A 20,142-nucleotide genomic window follows, 5' to 3' on the forward strand; every position below is an offset into this window, starting at 1 on the left:
CATCGTTATTGGCGACGCCAAACGTTACCGGGGCCCCGTATGGCTCCCTTGTCCAAGGGATTGCAGCGTATTTGTATTGTTGACGATCTGATCAAGGCTGCGACCAGAAGGGTCGCTTCGCGTTCAGGTGATGTCTGGCTGTGAAGCTATAGAGGAGCCCAACCCGGTCTCCTCGCATCGTCCGGACCGACTGGCTGAAAGGCAGATAATCTGCCCCTCGAAGCAAGACGGAATACGGAGCTTAAATGAAAATTGATTACGAGACCGACTATGACGTCGGCCAGGACAATGTGCAGGTCATGGGAATGGACATGCACAATCCTGTCTTCTTTATCAGTGCTGTACTGATTCTTACTTTTGTGATTGGCACGCTGATCTTCCCGGAACAGGCCAACGCCTTGCTGAATGGCTCCAAGGGCTGGGCGATTGAGCATTTCGACTGGCTGTTCATGGTCAGTGGCAATTTCTTTGTATTGTTCTGCCTGCTGCTGGCGGTGCTGCCGCTGGGTAAAATCCGCCTGGGTGGGCAGAGTGCCAAACCGGAATTTTCCACGCTTTCCTGGTTCGCCATGTTGTTTGCGGCGGGCATGGGGATTGGTCTCATGTTCTGGAGTGTGGCGGAGCCGGTGGCCTACCTGAATGGCCAGTGGTACGGCACGCCGCTGGCGGTGGAAGCCGGGTCGGAAGCGGCGCGGCATACGGCCATGGGGGCGACCATGTATCACTGGGGGCTGCACCCCTGGGCGATTTACGCCGTAGTGGCGTTGTCGTTGGCCTTCTTCACTTATAACAAGGGCATGCCCCTGACGATCCGCTCTGCGTTCTACCCGCTACTGGGTGAACGGTGCTGGGGCTGGCCGGGCCATATCATCGATATCCTGGCGGTGCTGGCCACCATTTTCGGTCTGGCGACGTCGCTGGGTCTGGGTGCTCAGCAAGCTGCCGGTGGCCTGCATTTCCTGTTTGATACGCCCAATGCGATCAATGTTCAGGTCGGTATTATTGTCGGTGTTACTGCTGTCGCGGTGCTTTCGGTGGTGCGCGGTCTGGATGGCGGCGTGAAGCTGCTCAGTAACATCAATATGAGCCTGGCTGTCTTTTTACTGCTTTTCGTGATTGTTGCCGGGCCTACCATGCTGATCATCACCGGCTTTGGCACCACTGCGGTGGATTACATCAGTAATATCATTCCGCTGAGTACCTGGTTTGGCCGTGAAGACAGTGAGTGGATGCATGGCTGGACCGTGTTCTATTGGGCCTGGTGGATTTCCTGGTCACCGTTTGTGGGGATGTTCATTGCCCGCATTTCCAAGGGACGTACCGTGCGTGAGTTCATTGTGGCGGTGTTGTTGGTGCCCACGGTGATTACCATTATCTGGATGAGCACCTTTGGTGGCACAGGGCTGGAGCAATCCATCAACGGCGTGGGTGAACTGGCCAACGGGGTGAGTGATGCATCGCTGGCCATGTTCCAGATGCTGGCGCATCTGCCGTGGACCGGCATCATTTCCTTTATGGCGATTGCACTGGTCCTGATTTTCTTCGTGACCTCGTCGGACTCCGGCTCTCTGGTGATCGACTCCATTACGGCGGGTGGCAAGGTGGATGCACCGGTGCCTCAGCGCATTTTCTGGGCCGTTATGGAAGGCCTGATTGCGGGTGTACTGCTGTATGGCGGTGGCAAGGAAGCCCTGAAGGCTCTGCAATCAGGGGCTGTCACAACCGGGTTGCCGTTCACCATCGTGTTGTTGTTGATGTGCGTCAGCCTGTTTATTGCCCTGTCGGCGGAACGCAAGCGTCTTAAACTGGCTTGATCCCGTTCTGTTGATCCCTAAAAATGCCCGCTGATGCGGGCATTTTTTTTGGGTGTCATATGCGAATGCCGAGCGCATGACGGGAAGACTGACAGAGGAGGCACGCATGTCTTTTCAGGTAACGGTCAACGGGTTTGAACAGGACGAGGTGGGGGATTGGGTCATGTTACTGTCCTGCGGCCACCGCCAGCACGTTCGTCACCAGCCGCCCTTTATTAACCGCCCCTGGGCGGTGAGCGAGGAGGGCCGCCGGCAGCATCTGGATATGGTGGTGACCTGCACCCAGTGTCAGCGGGGCATGCCGGTGCCGGAATGAGCCGCTGCACGCACCACGCTTCACGCAACACGTAAAACCCGTGAAAGCCGGTACGCCCTCTAGGAGCGGTGGTTCCACCGCGATGCTTTAGGCGGAGATCCCTTGCGCAAACGCGGGGGGCGAAGCCGCTGTAGGAGCTTGGCTGCAAGTGATCCGAGCGACAGCGAAATAGCAGAAGCGAGTTGCGAGTAACGAGTTTCGAAGATCAAAACCCTACCCCATGAATTAGGCGGCTGGTTTTGCCTTTCGAAACTCGTAGTTCGAAACTGTCTGTTCCCCTCGTGCAGGCTCGCGATCGTCAGGCGTCAGGCGTTCAGCGTAACTTGGTATGCCGGTTGATGGTGTGCTGCAAGCCAAACAGGGCCGGCAGGTGCGGGCCAATCACGCCTTTGCCCGTGGTCAGCAGGGCGCCGCTTAACGCCCGTTGCGGATCCGCCCAGCAGTAAATGCTGATAAAGCCCAAATGCCCGAAGGATTTTGGGGCGCCGGGGCCGAACATGCCCATGCCCCGGTTGCCGAGCATAAAGCCGTTGGAGAAGTTCAGTGGCAGCATCAGCGTCCGGTCGAAGCGGGGGCGATGGTAGGCTGGCTCCAGGGCGCGAGCCACGGTGTCTGGCTGGAAAATCTGCTGGTCGCCATAGCGGCCGCCGTTCAGCAGCATCTGGAAAAAGCGGCTGGCTTCTTCTGCGGTGGCATACAGGTTGCCTGCCGGTACGGTGGCTTCCTGGAAACGGTCGTCGTTGGTCACTTCCACGACTTCATCGATACTGCCGCCCACCGCGTAGCTGAGGAACAGGTCCACCAGTTTCAGGGGGAGCCCGGTGGATACATCGACGGCCCGTTCGGCGCCGGTGTTCCCGAAGGTGAAATACTTCATTCCCATGGGCTGGCGAATGACCCGGTCGAGGGTGGCGTTCAGCGATTCTCCGGTTACGGCTTCCACCACGGCGCCAAGAATGAAACCGGCGGTTATCGCGTGGTAGGCTTGGGTATTGAATCCGCTGGGCTTGGCGGCGCAGAGGATGTCGATAATCTCCTGGGGCCGATAGAGAATGTCGGCTTCCACCGGTTCCTGCGGGCGGGGAATTCCGGCCTGATGGGTAAGCAGGTGGCGCAGCGTGGTACGGCCCTTGCCGTTCTGCCCGTAAGCGGGCAGGTAGCGGGTCACGGGGTCGTCCAGATCAAGTTGACCCTGTTCCACCAGATGATGTACCAGCATGGCGCTGACCACTTTGGAAGCAGAGAACAGGCATACGGGGGTATCCGGTGTCATGATGCGCTGGGTGGTCGGGTCGGCATAGCCGATGCTGCGGTTTAGCATGATCTCGCCGTGGCGGCGCAGGCAGAGGCTGATCGCCGGGCTCATGCCGCTGCGATAGAGCTTGCGTGTGGCTCGCCAGATAGACTCAACCTGTTCGGAGCCCATGCCGGTCTTGTCCAGTGGCGCTTCATCACCGTGCTGAATCAGCCCGTCGAGGCTGCGGGGAATGGGGTTGCCATGCTTGCTGATCAGGCGGCGTACACGCGGGCGAAGGGCCATAAAAGTCTCGCAAAAAAATGGGGAGTGCAGGGCGCCGAGTATAAAGGTCGACACTATATTTATTGTGAAAGTACGCCATTGTCCATGATCAAGGGGGGACTGCAATGGCTGGCTGTGCCATCCGATTGGCGTCAAATCACAATAAATTGACCCGTTGAAACCCTGCCATTGCGTTACACTGGAACGGAATGTTTACCCGTCAGCCGCTGGTTACAAGAATGGGGCTGAGCGCTGTGGCAAGCTTAATACTGAGAACAAGAGCATTTAACAGGAGGTCCCATGGAGACCATCAAGCAATCTGACTTTCAGAGCTTCGCGGAGTTTTATCCCTATTACCTCCAGGAGCATGGCAACCCCACCTGTCGCCGGCTGCACTTCTTCGGCACCCTGGGCCTGTTTGGCGTGCTGGCCGGTGTGTTCATGACCGGCAACCTGTGGGGGCTGTTGCTGTTACCGGTGGTGGGCTATGGCTTCGCCTGGGTGGGACACTATGTTTTTGAAAAAAACCGCCCAGCTACCTTCAAGCACCCTTGGTATAGCCTCGCCGGTGACTTTGTCATGTTCAAGGATATCCTCATCGGGCGGATTGAGTGGTAGCAGGAGACGCATCACGCACCACGCTTCACGCTGACACGCGGAGGGAGTAATGACCGCGGTTGGGATTTTTCGGCCGGGTGAATCGCTCGCCAAGGATAGTGACCTGCCTGACCTGGATTGCCGGGAAAATATTGACGCCATGGTGCACGGGTTTTATCAGCGCTTGCTGAAGGATCCGGTCATGGCGCCGGTGTTTCTGGAGGTGGCGGGGATTGATCTGCAACAGCACCTGCCCACCATCTGCCAATATTGGTACAAAATGTTGTTGGGTGAGCAGGACTATCAGCGCCATATGATGGCAAAACACCGGGCACTGGATGATCGCGAGCCGCTTACCGGGGAGCATCACGAGCGGTGGCTGGGCCATTTTATGGCGAATCTGGAGGGGCGCTTTGCCGGGCCGATGACCGACCGCGCTCGGCTGATCGCCCAGCGTGTCATGCATAATCTGTATATGCAGCTCAGTGCCCGACGGGGCCATGGCTCTGGAGAGGGCTGAAAAGTGGGCTCACCGCGGAATGGGGTGATGAGCCGATTCCAGGCTTTTGGCCTTTCTCATCAGGCATTCGGTGCCGGGCGCCAGCAAGCGGATTAGAACAGCGGCAGCACGATGTTGCCGGCCAACAGGCCGGCGCCGCTGAGGTAGCAACTCCCGATCAGGATGGGGTCGGAACCGAGAGCCTGGCGCCGGAGATGAAAATACAGGCCGGAGGCTAGGGCCTGTTAACACTACCGAGATAACGCCTGCTGGATGCATTTTTTCGTCCAGTGGTGTCAGCCGGTGTGCCGTGTAGTCATTCTACATAAACAACGGATGGCGCTGCTGGGCGGAAAAAGGGACCAGCCCTTTGGGTTGAGCCCCAAAAGCCGTCACTCGTTGTTATTCGTCACTCATTTGGAGCCACCAAACATCACTCCTCATGCCTAGATTGACGGCTTTTGGGGCTCAACAGGTGTCATCTCGGTAGTGTTAACAGGCCCTGGCAAGCCCACCGCAACAACGCACACGCCAATCCAGAGAATCTGGGTCATGGTGATGTCCTGCTTTCGATGACGTTTTTTATTTTTAACGCTGTGGCTATGTCGCCGTCAATAATGCCGTGGGCGTTAGCCAATAATGCCCTGTGCCTGCAGGTCTGCAAATTCTGCGTCACTCAATCCCAGCTCATCACGGAGCACGGCGTGGTTATGGCTGCCCACCTCGCCACCGGGCCAGCGGGTTTCGCCGGGGGTGTCGGCCAGCCGTGGCGTAATGGCAGGGACCTTGAGCGGTTTGCCGTTGATTTCCACCTGCTGGAACAGGCCGCGGGCCTGGAAGTGTGGGTCCTGCATCATGTCGGCTACGGAATAGATGGGGCCGGATGGCACTCGGGCTTCTTCGAGAATGGCCAGGATTTCATCGCTGGGCAGGCTGCGGCACCAGCTGTCCAGCGCGGCGTCGATAGCCTCTTCGTGCTCCACGCGACCGGCGTTGTTAGCCATGGCGGAATCCTCGGCCATATCGGGGCGGCCGGCGGCGGTCATCAAGCGTTTGAAAATGGAATCGCCATTGCCGCCGATCACCACGAACTTGCGATCGGCGCAGCGGTAGGTATTGGTGGGCACAATGCCGGTGACGGTGGAGCCGGCGGGTTCACGAATGACTCCGGCCCCGTCGAATTCCGGTATGACTCCCTCGAGAAGATTGAACACGGACTCGTACAAGGCCACATCGACAACCTGGCCTTGCTGGCTGTTTTGTCGCTCGAACAGTGCGAGCAAAATGCCCAGCGCTGCGTGCAGTCCGGCAATGGTGTCGCCCAATGAGAGGTTGGGGCGCACCGGGCGCTCGCCGGGAAAGCCGTTCACGTAGCGCAGGCCGCCAATGCCTTCGCACACCGAGGCGTAGCCGGGTTTGCTGGCGTAGGGGCCGGTCTGGCCGTAGCCGGAAATGCGGGTATAAATCAGCCCCGGGTTGTCAGTGGCAAAGCTGTCCGGGCCCAGTCCCCAGGTTTCCATGGTGCCCGGGCGGAAGTTCTCGATGACCACATCGGCACCCACCATCAACCTGCGAGCCAGCGCCTTGCCCTGGTCGGTTTTCAGATCCAGGGTGACCGACTTCTTGTTGCGTCCCAGGCTGCGCCACCAGAACGAGGTGCCGTCCTCATCCAGTTTGCGCCAACCGCGAATCGGGTCGCCACCGGGGGGTTCCACTTTCACCACATCGGCGCCGAAGTAGGCCAGCAGGGTGCCGGTAAAAGGCCCGGCGAGTAGCTGTCCCAGTTCGATAACGCGTACCCCGTCCAGGGGCAGGCGGCGTGATGAGGGTTGAGTCATGGAGCCTCCAGAGAGTGTTTTTTCAGGCCCACAAGCCTAGCGGATTGGGCAGGGGAGTGGCAGTGTCCAAAGTGCCCGCGCCCGGTCGTTTGGCGTCAGTCTGGCGTAACAGTCATGGGGACAACAGTGGCAGCCGCCGGTACAGAGCGAGGGGCTGAAGTTTTGCCATCCGGGCTGCGCCCTATACAATCCGCGGCCTGCTACGAGGAAAAGCCATGACCCCGGAACGTTACCGCCGCATTTGCGAGACCCTGGACCGCCGCCAGCCTGACCTGACTGTGATCATGGATGGCGTACACAAACCCCATAATATTGCTGCCATTGTGCGTACCTGCGACGCGGTGGGGATTCTCGATGTGCATGCAGTGTTACCCAAAAACCGGGCGCGTATGGCCGCCGGCACGGCCATGGGATCACAGCGTTGGGTACAGGTACACAAGCGTGATGAAAGCACCGACGTGATCCGTGAATTGCAGGGCCAGGGCGTGCAGGTGCTGGCGGCGCATTTGTCCGATGATGCAATTCCCTACCGGGAGGTGGATTACACCCGGCCAACGGCGCTGTTGTTGGGGACCGAAAAATTCGGCGTCAGCGACGAGGTGGCCAGCGTGGTGGATCAGAATGTGACCATTCCCATGATGGGCATGGTGGAATCATTCAATGTGAGTGTGGCGGCGGCAATTATTCTTTCCGAAGCCTGTGAGCAGCGCCGGGCGAAAGGGTTTTATGATCAGCCGCGGGTGGCGGCTGATCGCTACCACGAGCTGCTTTTCCGGTGGGGCTATGCCCGGATTGCCCGCTTGTGTGATGCCCACGGGGTGCCGTATCCCGAGCTGGATGAAGAGGGGCAGGTGAAAGACAGCGCCGCGCTTACGGCGCTGTTGCAGAAGACCCAGACAGAGGCGTAGCGGCGGGGGCGGCCGCTGCAGGTGCCGCCTCGGGGGGATGCGCAGGCTTGCTGGCTGGCACTGCAACTGGCCCCAGCGGCGTCGCTGTCGGGGCGTGGCTGACCTGCCACTGAAAGTCGCTGGCCCCACCTTCGCCTACCCAGGCCGGGAACCACAGGGTGTTGTCCATGGTGGCATAGCGCAGGCGGCGGATATCGATACCCTGATCGCTGGCCAGGGTGATCATTCGGGCCAATACCTGGCCGTGATGAATCTGGTCCACCGCCGGGGTGGTGTCGACAATGGCCTGGTGGACGATTTGGTTGAAGGTGTCTCGGGGAATGCCGGAGAAATTCATCCGGTCCAGATCCGCAATAAAGGCATCGGCCAGCTCATCCACGGTGCCGATGCGACCATCGGCTTTCAACTCAGCCAGCTTCTTGTTGACCACTTCATCGTATTTCTCGAATGCGCCGTCCTGTTCGGCTGCCGCCAGGGCCACAATGGCTTCGCCCAGGCTGTCCATGTTCTGGAAGTCGAGCTTGGGGATCGCGCCCATCAGGTCGATCACCGTATCGGGAATGCCTTCGCTCTGGAAACCCAGCCGTGGGGTGGCGCCTGGATCGTGTTCGTACTTAGTGGTGCTGTTGGCATCATCCTCGTAGAACATGTTCATGGTCACGCCATCCAGGAAGGCATCGAACAGGCCGTTGGGCACTACCGGCATGTGATTGCTGAAGAACATTTCCCAGCCCTGATTGGAATCCAGGTGTAGCCAGTCGCCAGGCAGGCGGGTGGCATTCATGCGGGTTTCAAAGTCGCTCATGGTACCGTCCACGATCCCGTATTGTTTGTCGTCGTAGACGGAATCAAAGGTCAGCCGGGCGCCATCCAGGTTCTGGAAATCAATGGCAAAGTGAATGCGCGGCTCACGCAGGAACATCAGGAAAAACTTCAATACCTTCATGCTGCCGATGGCGAACCGGGAGGGAATGGTCACCGACTGTTCGTAGAAATCCACCTGGAATTTCTGGCTGAAAAAGGTGGGCAGGTAGGCATACCAGACCCGCGCCTTGACCAGCATGGAGGCGCGCACGGCGCCGTCACGCACGGCCAGGGGCGTGGCCTTGATGTTCTTGCGGGTATCCAGGTCCACGCGCAGGTTCTGGTTCAGGATGCCGGTGCTGATATTCACATACACATTATCAAAGACATTTTCGTCCTTGTGGGGGCCCAGGCGCGGTGCCATGGACTGGATCTGTGTGAAATCCTTGGGCTCATACTCCATGCGCATCAGGGTGGTCTGGATCCAGCCTTCGTCCAGATTCACCTCCACATAATCCGCCCGTGAACGTTCGCTGTTATTGCGCACCAGATACAGATAGCGGGGTTTGTTACGCGGCGAGTCGAGACGGATTTCTTCCAGCATCTGCCCTTCGGCCAGGGTGTGCTGCGCCGGATCGAAGCGGTCCCAGCCGCCATCGCGGAACATGAAAACCAGTTCATCGAAATCGTCAAAAATGCCGGGCTCGCCTTCCGCCTTGCTGTCGTTTTCACCCTCAATCCAGATCAGGCCGGTCTTGTCGAACTCGTCTATCTGGTAGGGCACCGGAATCAGCTTGCCGGCCCGCACGGCCATTAACGACAGTTCCTCGGTAGGGATGCCGTTGTGGCGGGGCAGGTCGTAGCCCTTGATTTCCATGGGGTACAAGTAGGTGAACTGGGTGGTATCCAGCGCTTTAAGGGTGTAATCCAGCTGTTCGGTGGAGATGCGAGTCAACCCGGTGGCCCAGCGGCCCATGGCACTGGGATCGGCCTTGTAGAACTCCACGAAATGTTTGAAATAGGCGTCGGGTACGCCGTCTGTCCAGATTTCCCTTGCCTTGAGGGGGCTGGTCACACTGAGCAGTAGCGCGATAACGCCAATCCATCCCTGTCTGCCGGTCATTTTGTTATTCTCTTCGACGATTTCGGATAGGAAAATGAAGGCCCTAGAGTATGACAACAGAACAGGAAAAAGTAGGCCTCAACGCCTTGCACGAACGGCTCCACCGCGTATTACCGGCGGTGTCCCTGTCGTGCCAGGCATTGCCACAAACGCCGGCCCTGCGCCTGTGGCTGCTGGATGAGTTGTTTCCGGAGCAGGCGCTGGACCCGGAAATCGTCAACGCGATCATGGAAGAGCCGCCATACTGGTCGTTCTGCTGGGCTTCGGGGCAGGTGCTGGCGCAGTATCTACTGGATAATCCCGAGCAGGTGGCCGGCCGTTGTGTGGTGGATGTGGGGCCGGGTTCCGGGGTGGTGGCCATTGCCGCTGCCATGGCGGGAGCACACCGGGTCATCGCCTGTGATCTGGACGAGGATGCGCTCACGGCCACGGCCATGAACGCCCGGGAGAACGGCGTCGAGGTGGCGCTGAGCAATGATCTGGACTCCGCCTTGGCAGAAGCCGATCTGGTGACAGCCGCAGATATTCTCTATGACCGGGAAAACCTGCCGTTACTGGCCCGCTTTCAGGCTGCCGGCGCCGTGCTGCTGGCGGATTCCCGGGTACCGGACCTGAACCCTCCGGGCTACCGGCTGCTGGGGGAATGGCAGTCCTGTACCTGGCCGGATCTGGGGGAATCGCGGGAGTATAACGGCGTTCGTCTGTTTGCTTCGGAACCGTAGACGCTTGCGCTGGTCAGAAAAAAGTGGGTGACGCCCAATCCCCGGTACCAGCGATTGCGGGTCGGGCATTTCTGGGTGGCATCCGGTACTGGACTTTTAGCCCATCATCCCTTTTATCGATGATGTTTTCCTTGAAACAGGAGGAACAACCGTTGTTTGAAAAAACGTTGTCTACGCAAAAAAAACCAATCCTTCCCGTCGTCTGGGTGCTGACGCTGTTATGCGTTGCCTTTTCCCCGGTTCAGGCGGCCTTGCCTGCTGTCACGGCAGAAGGGGACGCGCTTCCCTCGCTGGCGCCCATGCTGGAAAAAACCTCGCCGGCGGTGGTGAATATTGCCATCGAAACCCGGGTGCGGGCGGCGCGCAATCCGTTGATGAATGATCCTTTCTTTCGTCGCTTTTTCGACATGCCGGAACGCCAGCGGCCCTCCGAGCGCCGCGCTGCCAGTGCCGGCTCCGGGGTGATTGTGGATGCTGCTGAAGGCTATGTGCTGACCAACGCCCATGTGGTCAAGAACGCGGACAATATCGAAGTCACCCTTACTGATGGCCGTGAACTGTCGGCGGAACTGGTGGGTGTGGATGAGGAAGTGGATCTGGCGGTACTGAAGTTGGAAGAGTCGGACCGACTTACCCAAATTGCCATTGCCGATTCCACCGGTCTGCGGGTTGGCGATTTTGTGGTCGCCATTGGTAACCCCTTCGGGCTCGGCCAGACCGTGACCAGCGGCATCGTTTCCGCGTTGGGTCGCACAGGCCTGGGCATTGAAGGCTATGAAAGCTTTATCCAGACCGATGCGTCCATTAATCCGGGCAACTCCGGTGGTGCACTGGTCAACCTGCGTGGTGAGCTGGTGGGTATCAATACGGCGATTCTGGCGCCGGCCGGTGGCAATGTGGGCATCGGCTTTGCCATCCCCACCGAGATGGCCGAGAACGTGATGCAGCAGCTTATCGAACACGGTGAAGTGCGCCGCGGCATGCTCGGCGTCACCATTCAGGACCTGACGGCGGAGTTGGCAGAAGCCTTTGGTGTTGAGCGCCAGCGCGGCGTGGTGATCACCCAGGTGGTGGAAGACAGTGCGGCAGAGAAAGCGGGCCTGAAGAGCGGTGATGTAGTTACCGCCGTGGACGGTCGACCGGTAAACCGCGCGGCCGACCTGCGTAACAAGGTGGGCATGGCGCCGGTGGGTGAGAAGGTCGAGCTGAGCATCCTGCGTGATGGCAAGAAAAAAGACGTCACCGCTGTGATCAGTGAGTCATCACGGGAAACCGCTGGCGGTGAGGCCGTTTCCAAATTCCTGGAAGGCGCCAACCTGCGCGACCTGCGCAAGGGCGAGCTGCAACATGCCGATGCCGGCGTGTTGGTGGACGAAGTAGAGCGAGGCTCCCCGGCCTGGCGCGCCGGGCTGCGTAACGGTGACGTGATCATTAACGTGAACCGCCAGGACGTGGACACCATGGACGAGTTGCGCAAGGCCGTGAGCGATAAAGAAGCGGCCCTGTTGCTGCGGGTTAACCGCAACGGCGGCGTGTTCTTTGTGGTGGTGCGTTGATCGACTAACCATACCAGCTGTATCAAAAAAGCCGGCATTGATTGCCGGCTTTTTTGTGGGCGTTCCAGTTTTCGTAGGTCAGCTTAGGCGTAGCCGTAAGCCGACACGGTTGTTGCGTAGCCCGAAATAAAGCCGATTGTCGGATTACGGCTACGCCTAATTCGACCTACTTTAAGCCGCTTTACGTGTCATCTTTTTCAAAGCTCCCGTGGCGGCCTGCGCCTTTTGCGAAACGTTCTGCGCCGGCCAGGGCTTCTTCAAACACTACCGGGAACCCTCCGGCTCCTTCGTCACGCAGTGCGATTTCCTGGTCCTTGTCCCATTGTTGGTAGGCGGATAGCCGGTCTGCGCGCAGGCAGCGTTGTGGGAAGGCGGCGATCTGGCGGGCCAGGATGATGGCTTCGTCCAGGGCTTTGCCTTCCGGGGCTACCCGATTGGCGAGGCCAATCTGCAGGGCTTCTTCCGCGTTAACCGGACGGCCGGTGAGAATCATGTCCATGGCGCGGCTATGGCCGATCAGGCGGGGCAGGCGGATGGTGCCGCCATCAATCAAAGGCACACCCCAGCGCCGGCAAAACACGCCAAAGGTAGCGGTGTCCTCCATCACGCGCAGGTCGCAGAACAGCGCCAGTTCCAGTCCTCCTGCTACCGCGTAGCCGGATACGGCGGCGATTACCGGTTTGCTTAACAGCATGCGCGACGGCCCCATGGGGCCGGGGCCTGTTCCTGTGGCTTCCACCTCATTTCGCAGTGCCGGGTCGCCCATGGCAGACAGGTCGGCCCCGGCACAGAAATTACCGCCAGCGCCATGAAGAATGGCCACATGCAGAGTCGGATCTTGCTCGAAGTGGTCGAAGGCCGCACGCAGCGCATCGGCGGTGGGCCGGTCGACGGCGTTGCGTTTTTCCGGGCGGTTCAGGGTGATGATATAAAGGCCGTCGCGTTGTTCTGTTAAAACCGGGTCGCTCACAAGGTCACCTTGGTTGTCTGCCACAGGGGAATCATTACAGTGGGGATCTCTGCAGATGGGAACATCTAAGCATAAGACTTGCCGGTATGTCTGCCGGTAGCGGGTGAGTTTGTTGGAGACGGTGATGGCGTATGCGCGTGAGTACGAAGATGAGAGCATTACCCGCGAGCAGCTGGATCAGAGTGACGGGTTGAGACTGCTTGAATTCGGCGCCAATTGGTGTGGTTACTGCATTGCGGCCCAGCCGGATATCGAAGCGGCGCTTGCGGAGCACCGCGAGCTTCCGCATATAAAAATAGCGGATGGGCCGGGAAGGCCCTTGGGGCGTAGTTTCCGGGTTAAGCTCTGGCCGACGTTGATTCTGATCAGGGACGGTGAAGAAACCGGGCGTATTGTCCGGCCGGAGAGTGAGAAAGATCTGAAGGAGTTTCTTCGCAGCTGTTGAAAGCGAGCAAGATGGCGGGGCAGGGCCCGCCGTGTGACTTAGTGGCTAAGCGTGATGATGGCCGTGTTGGACCAGGCGCCCGCCTGATCCTTCACCCGATATGTAATCGAGTCAGTTTTATTGCCAAAGAAGAAGGGAAAATACCGTAGCTGGCCATCTCCAAGATTCTCTACGTAGCCCCGACTCGGGCCTTGTGTAATCTCAAGAGACGCTGGATCGATGTTGTTTTCCGCATCGGTATCGTTTTCCAGTGGGCTAAGGTACTGCCAGCCCCAATAGCCGATAGAGAGATTGTCGTTATTGGCTTGGGGGGCACTGTTTTGGTAGGAGACGGTGATTGTGGTGGAGTCCTGGTCTTTGAACCCTTCGTCATCTGTCACGGTCAGCGTCGCCGTTATGATGATGTCATCGTCATTGGCACCAAGGTTGGGCGTTTCAAACTGTGCCACGGCCTGGTCTGCGCCGGTAATATCAATATCAGGTTGATCCAGTGTCCATTGATATTCTGCGATGTTGCTGTCGTCGGAGGAAAATTGTCCGTGCAGGGTGAACGTCTGGTTCTGGCCTGTTGAGAATCCAGGGCCAGCATTGGCTGTCGGGACGCTGAGGTGGCGAGCATTAAGCGCAATGGTTCCCAGGAGGGCAGGGTTCTGAGTGCCTCCACAGTGCTGGGAAAAACTGGCCATGAAGCTGTCGACCTGGTCTTCCTGTTGTTCAATGGAATGAACGGTAAAGCCACCTGAAATCGTGTTGCACCCTCGGCCGTCGCCGGAAATGCTGAGTCCACCAAGGCCATCGCTCTGGAAGGGGAAGCGCTCGGCCTGATAGTTGCCAGGTTGTAACGCCGCATTGTAGGGCGCGGCAAAATCGGCCCGCCAGTTATCGCCATCATCAATGTGTACGGACACGCCATTGTCGTAATTAATGCTGGAGTTGAAGGTGCTGAAAGCATCATCGAAGTACAGCTGTTTGCCTTGCCCGATATAGTCACCTTCAGGGCTGTTAATCTGCATATAGGTTAATGGCGCACTTTTACTCACCAGTGGAAGCGTTAGTGTTTGGGAATTGTTTTTCCCAAGGCTGTCAGTGACGGTGAGTTTTAGTGTGAGTTCTTCGCCATCCAGGGGCAGGGAAGGGACGGTAAAAGATGGTGTTGCGCTGTTCGTGTTCGTCAACGTAATTGCGGGGCCATTCAATTGCTCCCACTGGTAGCCGGCAATAACACCGCTATCGGAATACGACTTTTCTGCAGACAGGGTTACATGGGTGTCGTCAATGAGCTGGCGCATGGGGCGCTCAATAACCGCAACGGGATGCGGTAAATTTTCTGGCAGGGTGGAGTTGATGCGGATGCTACCGTTCAGTGGGGCATCGTTATTGCCGCAGTACTGTACGAAGTCCAGTGCTATGACCGGATTCGCTGCTGCGAGATCCAGTTCATGAATGAAGAAGTCACCGTCAATGGTGTTGCAACCGCGGTGATCCATGGAGACGGAAAGGCCTGCTCGCAAGGCACCTTTAAAGGCATTTCGTTGTGCATTCAAATAGTGCTCTTCTTCCAGTACCTGGTTGTCCGGTGAAGAAAAAACCATGTCCAGGTCGGTGTTCGTATCTTCGTATCCCAGGGTCAGCTGGGATTGTGTGTAATCCAGGCTGATGGTTCCGGTACTGTCAGAGAGAGTTTGCGTAATCCCGCCTCCAATATAATCCCCTGGTTCGCTGTTGAGGTGAATTGCACTTCCTGCTGTGGCAACTGCGGGCGCCAGAATGCAAGGAAAAAGGCTCATTAACGTCAGTTTCATCGTTCCCCCTTGTGTGGTCTTGGTCCGGTTTGATACCGGTGTCACAAGGAGTATAGGAATCGCCAGGGCAGGGAATGTGCGATATATCGGACAATGCTGTAGGTCATCACGTTAATGTCAGAGGGTGTGACCGTTGTGGCAGTTTAAAGAGGGTAGAAATTCAGCGCTGTTGGTGTCACAAACGTTCGAGCACCACCTTGCCCACCGATCTCCCCGATTGCAGTAGCGCCAATGCCGTCTGGGCATCGTCGAAGGCAAAGCGATGGCCCACATGGGGTGGGGGCAGGGCAATGGTCTGTAGTTCGCTGAGCAAGGCCTTCATGCTGGCTTTCTGTTCCCATAGCCAAATCAGATTGAAGGCCATCACCGACCGGTTGCTGCTGATCATATCCATAACGTCATAGCGGGGGCGGCGCAGGTAGCGCCAGGCGGCTTTGAGGTAGTTGGGACGGTTGCCGGTGGGGGTGAATTCCGCAGCGCCGAAAACCACCAAACGCCCCATCGGCTTGAGTGCGGCAAAGCTGGCTTGCTGGACGGTGCCGCCGATGGCGTCGAGCACCAGATCGAAACGGTGGCCGGTTTCGGTGAGTTGTCGGGAAAAATCCGGTTGGCGTACCAGCACATTCTCAAAACCCATTTCCTGCAGCATCGCGGCTTTGTCGGGGCTGCCCACCGTTCCAATGGGGTTGGCGCCCAGCAGTGTCGCCAGTTTCATGGCCTGCAGGCCGACTCCGCCGGCGGCGCTGTGAATCAGCACACGCTGCTCCGGCTGGATGGCGCCGAGGGTGGTCAGAGCATACCAGGCGGTGAGGGTCTGGGCCGGGAAGGCGGCGCCCTGAGCGAAGCTCCAGTCGTCGGGCAGGGGGATCAGGTAATCCGGTTCACTATCAATAATGGAGCAATAACCGCCGAAGCGGGTGACGCCCATCACCCGGTCGCCAATCTGGAAGGCGCTGTCGGTATTGTCGGTGTCAGAGCCTGTGCCGATGACCGTGCCGGCAAATTCCAGCCCGGGAATGAAGGCCCCTTCCGGGGTTGCGGAGTAAAGACCGGTAAGGGCGAAAATATCTGCAAAATTCAGCCCCACGGCATGAACCTGCACCCGGAGGTGCCCGGCGGACAGAGGAGGCAATGGCCGCTGTTTTTGAACCAGATTGGCCAAGCTGCCTGCCTTGGGCGTTTCCCAAACCGTTACCTTTGGCATGGTGGTTTCCGACGGTGAAACGTTCAGTATGCGGTGCCGCAGGCTGGGGCTCAATGCGTGTGGGGCTCAGGGGCTGGGCCTGTTCAAGCCCTCCGCAGAACGGGAGTTATACGTTGCATATTCATCTTGTTGCCTAGGTTTCTTCATGTCAGTCTTTACCTTGGATCTATGTCAGCCGATTGCCGGCGGACAACAAGGAGAATAACGACATGGAAACGTCGCCACAGGGACGAGCGGTGCGCGTCTGGCTGGGCTATGCCTTGCCGACACTGGCTCCGGCTCCGCATCGGCAGACACTGTATGACCAGCTTGGCCAGATTTTTATTCCGGCCACGGTTCAGTTTATGGGGCCGTTGGGATTACAGGCCTATATTCCTTCCATCGTACCGACCAGCCGCCATGCGGCGGTGCCTGACGAAATCGCCCTGGTGTTTTACCCGGACCAGGCGACCTACGAGTCGGCGTGCCATGAAAGCTGTGGCGGGCGCGCCTATGCATCGCTGCACAGTACGGTTTTCAGTTTCAGTACAGAGGCGGGCCGGCCGGCGAGCCACAGTGCATTCCCGGCGCAGTTTCGCGGTGACCCCTCCCAGACCGGGGCCATACAGGTGCTGGACCATGGTGAGAGCTGGCAATCCGGGCGGGTCATCAGCGAAGTGATGGTGCGTACAGAGCAGACGCCAGAGGTATTCCGGGGCGCGGTCTGTAACCGCTTTACGGGCTTGCTGGAGGTATTGCCCGCTGGGCTGTCTGGCGTGTTCCTGTACCTGGACGATGATCTCTGTGTTTGTTGGTCGCTTTGGACAGGGAACCCGCAACCGCTGGCCGAGGGGCTGGGCGAACGAGCGTTGCTGAGTGAATCCGTGCCTTGCTCTGTGCCACCGTCTCCTTTTGCCCACTATGCCGGACTCCATGTGCAGGCCGGCGATAGCCTGAATCTGCAGTTCGCCACGCGTCTCGCGGTGTCTGCGCCGTCGGAGGAGGCCGGCTGATGGGGTTCTCCAACCGGGATTTCACCTTGCTGGACACGCGTCTGTTCAAGGCCTTTATGGCAGCAGCAGAAACGCGCAGTTTTACCCATGCGGCCACGCGGGCTCACATGACACAATCCGGGGTGAGCCAGCATATTGCCAAGCTGGAAGAGCAGATTGGGGTCACCTTGTTCAAGCGGATCGGCAAGAAGGTGGTGCTCACCGATGCGGGCGATGCGCTGACCCAGTACATTCGCCACCAGATGCTCACCACCCAGCAGTTCATGGATGAAGTGCATGCCATGGAAACCCGGATTGTGGGGCTGGTGTCCTATGCCATGCCGCCCAGTTGCCTGATGTCGCCGCACTTTCCCATGTTGCTGGAGCGACGTCTTGCACACCCGGATATCGAGCTGAAGATTTCCCTTACCTCCACCCAGGATGTGGTGCAGATGGTGCTGGATGACCGGGCCGATTTTGGTTTTGTGACGGAAAAAAATGATCACCCGTTGCTGGAATACCGGCTGTTCTGCCAGGAAGAATATGTGCTGGTAAGCCGTGATCCGTCTGACGGCAAACGGCCCAGCGAAAGCGTGATACTGGAGCAGGCATTTATCAATTATCCAGGCTCAGGGTATTACTATGATCGCTGGCTCAAACATGCTCTGCCGGAGCGCTGTAACCTGAATGCCTATTCGTTGACCTATGCCGGGGAAATTAACTCGATTCACGGTGCCATTGATATGGTGGTGGGCGGCCTGGGAGTTGCGGTGCTGCCCAGCCATTGTGTTGCTTCACAGCTGGAAGACGGGACCCTTCATCGCGTGGAAACGGGCAAGCCACTGATGAACAATATCTATATCACCACTATTAAAGGCCACGATTACCCATCCCGGGTGGAACAGGTAATCGACTGGTTTTTCGACATGACACACTGATCAGATCAGTGCGATTAATGGCCCCTGTGTGCTGTTGATTACCAGCAGCCGACTGCTTCCCGCGTTCACCGCCTGTTTGGCCTGACAGGTCCAGCCCTGGCAGTCCGTGTGAAAACGATTAACGGTGAGCTGGCCGTTACCGGTCTCGTAGGCAATAAAGCCGGGTCCTTCCTGCAGGGCAACCGTAGCGGTCTGCGTGGTGTCCATGGACAAGGGGAGCTTGGTGCCCACCGGGTGCGATCCCTGGGAGGGATCGTCCATGTAATGGTCGATGTTCACCGCGTTGTAGCGTGGGTTCATCTTGAAGAAAAAATTCTCCCCGCCCAACGTGAAAAAACTGAAATTCTCCCAGCCTTTTGCCCATTCCTTTTGCCAGGTCATGTCCACGCCAAGCGGGGTGTTGGGAGGTACAGTGAGTTGATAAAGGCGGCTGGTGCCGGTGCTTTTATTGTAGGCCATGAACTGGCAGCTATCCCTGTAAGCAAAGGCATGTACGGTGCTAAATCCGGCGGTGATGTCACCGTAGGTTTTCTGGAAGCGACATTGGTGAGCGAAGTGGTCGGGCATCACGCGGAAGAAATCAAAAATACCGTCTGAATCGTTGTAGGCGAGAAGATGCAGTTGGTTACCCAGCATAAAAGGGCTGAGTTGTTGATATGGTTTCTCCGCATCCAGCTCAATAATGGGGCTAAAGGTATGTGTTTTTTCATCCACCAGAACCATGGACAGCATGCCATTGTGTTGGCTGATGAACAGCTCGCTGCCACGTGCACACAGGCTGCTGGCGTTGCCCAGAATCTGTTCGCCGCTGAAGGGTGCCAGTGGCGTCAGGGTGACCCGGTCCCGTTGTTCCTGGGCACACGCGGAAAACCATTGAATTGCTGTACTCATTATCCTTTCTCCTTTCGGTCAGCTTCGGCGGCCAGCAAGGCCCAGGTGGCCAGTGCGCCGTTGTAACTGGTGTAGAGGCCCTGCTCCCGGTAGATGTAACCGGCCCAGCTGTCCTGCAGTGAGGCGGGCAGGGCGCCATTGATAACCGGGTCGGACACATTGCGCACAAAGCCGAAAGCGGTTTTTTGTTGCTGGCATGCCATGCCGACCACGGCATCGTCCATTTCCACCAGGCAACCCAGCTTTTCCAGGCCGTTATCGGTGGTGCCGAACAGGAAAGTGTCGGTGGTGATGATGGGTTGTTCTGTGACCACTTTCAGTTGAGCGGCGGCCGGGTCAGGGTCAATGTGGGAACCGGCGGGGTACTGTGGGCTCACGGGCAGGATCTGCGGCCCACGAGTCTGGAGTACTGCTTTCTGGGCCAGGGACAGATAACGGTTATCTGGCTGCCAGGTGGACGTCACCGTGCTGTGATTAAAACGGGCATTGGCAAAGTGTTTCAGGCAATGGAAATAGGCCTGGTTGGTAATCAAGGCGCTGCCCAGGGCGTCTTCGCTGCGTACGCCGCCGCCAGTACCGATGGACAACAGCAATGAGGGCCGGGCTTCTTGGCAGATCTGTTCAACAAAACGTATTAGCGGTAGCTGGCTGCCATCCTGGGCCAGGTGCATGCCGGATTTGACCAGCAAGACGTTTAAGTCGCCGATGCGGACCTGGCGGAAGCTGCCCCAGCTTTCGTTGTACAACGAAGGCGCGCCGCCCTGGAAGGTCTTGGAAACATCCACCATATATTGATAAATCTGGTAGTAGTCGCGTTGGTAAGACAGCCAGCCTTCCTGCCATTCATGGCTGTGCAACTGATCCGGTGTGAGTGGATCACGCCGGTTGGTGAGTACCTGATTCATGGCGGCCCACTCTGCCAGGGTCCAGGTCATCACGACCACGTCGGCTTTGGGTAAGGGAGAATCGGGTTGGTGGTTTGTGGCTGTTTCAGTATGAGGGATCCGGCTATCCGGAGCGCCCAGGTTCTTCCAGTCCACCGCAGGCAGGTGATCGGGGTTTTCAGGTAGCGCCATGATGCGTTGCGCGTTGAGCAGGGTCTCGGGTATCAGAGATGCGTCGAGGCTCATGAATCGTCCTTGTTCTCTTTTTATTGCCGGCTCCCCCCAAGGTACGCTGTGGACCGCTTCCCTGGTTGCCGGGTAGTCTCCATCCTACCCGGTAA

At 58.1% G+C, this 20,142-nt stretch carries 18 protein-coding genes; 10 read left to right on the forward strand and 8 right to left on the reverse strand.

Annotated features, from left to right (window positions below):
• Positions 1-245 precede the first annotated feature (245 nt).
• Entirely contained in the window at positions 246-1,814 is a 1,569-nt protein-coding gene (locus F1529_RS09310) for a BCCT family transporter (protein ID WP_007148772.1), read from the forward strand.
• A 106-nt stretch (positions 1,815-1,920) separates the two neighbouring features.
• The gene (locus F1529_RS09315; protein WP_155134054.1) at positions 1,921-2,130 is read left to right on the forward strand and encodes a DUF3565 domain-containing protein; all 210 of its coding nucleotides are present in this window, start codon (positions 1,921-1,923) and stop codon (positions 2,128-2,130) included.
• Between the two features lie 313 nt (positions 2,131-2,443).
• Here F1529_RS09315 and F1529_RS09320 read toward each other — a convergent pair whose 3' ends face one another.
• Positions 2,444-3,670 carry an EstA family serine hydrolase gene (locus tag F1529_RS09320; RefSeq protein ID WP_007149425.1) on the reverse strand — a complete coding sequence of 409 codons (1,227 nt, stop codon included), beginning with the start codon at positions 3,668-3,670 and terminating at the stop codon, positions 2,444-2,446.
• Positions 3,671-3,949: 279 nt separating this feature from the next.
• On the opposite strand from F1529_RS09320, the gene F1529_RS09325 reads away from it, so the two are divergent.
• Complete coding sequence (locus tag F1529_RS09325; protein ID WP_007150782.1) at positions 3,950-4,267, forward strand: DUF962 domain-containing protein; 318 nt, start codon at positions 3,950-3,952, stop codon at positions 4,265-4,267.
• A 49-nt stretch (positions 4,268-4,316) separates the two neighbouring features.
• Positions 4,317-4,766: a group III truncated hemoglobin gene (locus F1529_RS09330; RefSeq protein ID WP_155134057.1), complete on the forward strand. Its 450-nt coding sequence runs from the start codon at positions 4,317-4,319 to the stop codon at positions 4,764-4,766.
• Between the two features lie 608 nt (positions 4,767-5,374).
• Here the strand turns inward: F1529_RS09330 and F1529_RS09335 are convergent.
• On the reverse strand, positions 5,375-6,583 hold the full coding sequence (locus tag F1529_RS09335) for a CaiB/BaiF CoA-transferase family protein (RefSeq protein WP_155134060.1): 1,209 nt from the start codon (positions 6,581-6,583) through the stop codon (positions 5,375-5,377).
• Positions 6,584-6,798: 215 nt separating this feature from the next.
• Between F1529_RS09335 and trmH the strand changes: the two genes are divergently transcribed.
• Positions 6,799-7,491 carry a tRNA (guanosine(18)-2'-O)-methyltransferase TrmH gene (gene trmH / locus F1529_RS09340; RefSeq protein ID WP_007150788.1) on the forward strand — a complete coding sequence of 231 codons (693 nt, stop codon included), beginning with the start codon at positions 6,799-6,801 and terminating at the stop codon, positions 7,489-7,491.
• Here the strand turns inward: trmH and F1529_RS09345 are convergent.
• Positions 7,454-9,418 carry a hypothetical protein gene (locus F1529_RS09345; protein ID WP_155134063.1) on the reverse strand — a complete coding sequence of 655 codons (1,965 nt, stop codon included), beginning with the start codon at positions 9,416-9,418 and terminating at the stop codon, positions 7,454-7,456. The two genes, trmH and F1529_RS09345, sit on opposite strands and share 38 nt — an antisense overlap.
• A gap of 50 nt (positions 9,419-9,468) precedes the next feature.
• Between F1529_RS09345 and F1529_RS09350 the strand changes: the two genes are divergently transcribed.
• Positions 9,469-10,140 carry a methyltransferase gene (locus tag F1529_RS09350; RefSeq protein WP_155134066.1) on the forward strand — a complete coding sequence of 224 codons (672 nt, stop codon included), beginning with the start codon at positions 9,469-9,471 and terminating at the stop codon, positions 10,138-10,140.
• 119 nt (positions 10,141-10,259) lie between these two features.
• On the forward strand, positions 10,260-11,696 hold the full coding sequence (locus F1529_RS09355; RefSeq protein WP_155134069.1) for a DegQ family serine endoprotease: 1,437 nt from the start codon (positions 10,260-10,262) through the stop codon (positions 11,694-11,696).
• 181 nt (positions 11,697-11,877) lie between these two features.
• Here the strand turns inward: F1529_RS09355 and F1529_RS09360 are convergent, their stop codons facing one another.
• Positions 11,878-12,666, reverse strand: coding sequence for a crotonase/enoyl-CoA hydratase family protein (locus F1529_RS09360; protein WP_370456994.1), 789 nt, complete (start codon positions 12,664-12,666; stop codon positions 11,878-11,880).
• Positions 12,667-12,790: 124 nt separating this feature from the next.
• Between F1529_RS09360 and F1529_RS09365 the strand changes: the two genes are divergently transcribed.
• On the forward strand, positions 12,791-13,111 hold the full coding sequence (locus tag F1529_RS09365; protein WP_155134072.1) for a thioredoxin family protein: 321 nt from the start codon (positions 12,791-12,793) through the stop codon (positions 13,109-13,111).
• Positions 13,112-13,149: 38 nt separating this feature from the next.
• Here the strand turns inward: F1529_RS09365 and F1529_RS09370 are convergent, their stop codons facing one another.
• Positions 13,150-14,913 (reverse strand): Ig-like domain-containing protein, encoded by a 1,764-nt coding sequence (locus F1529_RS09370; protein WP_155134075.1) that lies wholly within the window; start codon positions 14,911-14,913, stop codon positions 13,150-13,152.
• 175 nt (positions 14,914-15,088) lie between these two features.
• Positions 15,089-16,117 carry a medium chain dehydrogenase/reductase family protein gene (locus F1529_RS09375; protein WP_230457750.1) on the reverse strand — a complete coding sequence of 343 codons (1,029 nt, stop codon included), beginning with the start codon at positions 16,115-16,117 and terminating at the stop codon, positions 15,089-15,091.
• 209 nt (positions 16,118-16,326) lie between these two features.
• On the opposite strand from F1529_RS09375, the gene F1529_RS09380 reads away from it, so the two are divergent.
• Both F1529_RS09380 and F1529_RS09385 read left to right on the forward strand, forming a co-directional pair.
• Positions 16,327-17,109 (forward strand): hypothetical protein, encoded by a 783-nt coding sequence (locus F1529_RS09380; protein WP_155134081.1) that lies wholly within the window; start codon positions 16,327-16,329, stop codon positions 17,107-17,109.
• On the forward strand, positions 17,109-18,026 hold the full coding sequence (locus tag F1529_RS09385; protein WP_007151201.1) for a LysR family transcriptional regulator: 918 nt from the start codon (positions 17,109-17,111) through the stop codon (positions 18,024-18,026). Before F1529_RS09380 ends, F1529_RS09385 begins: the two co-directional genes overlap by 1 nt.
• Here F1529_RS09385 and F1529_RS09390 read toward each other — a convergent pair whose 3' ends face one another.
• Positions 18,027-18,917 carry a hypothetical protein gene (locus tag F1529_RS09390; protein ID WP_155134084.1) on the reverse strand — a complete coding sequence of 297 codons (891 nt, stop codon included), beginning with the start codon at positions 18,915-18,917 and terminating at the stop codon, positions 18,027-18,029.
• Positions 18,917-20,047 carry a hypothetical protein gene (locus F1529_RS09395; RefSeq protein WP_155134087.1) on the reverse strand — a complete coding sequence of 377 codons (1,131 nt, stop codon included), beginning with the start codon at positions 20,045-20,047 and terminating at the stop codon, positions 18,917-18,919. The genes F1529_RS09390 and F1529_RS09395 overlap by 1 nt, the downstream gene beginning before the upstream one ends.
• Between the last annotated feature and the right edge of the window lie 95 nt (positions 20,048-20,142).

The organism is Alcanivorax sp. VBW004 (assembly GCF_009718865.1).
Taxonomy (GTDB): domain Bacteria; phylum Pseudomonadota; class Gammaproteobacteria; order Pseudomonadales; family Alcanivoracaceae; genus Alcanivorax.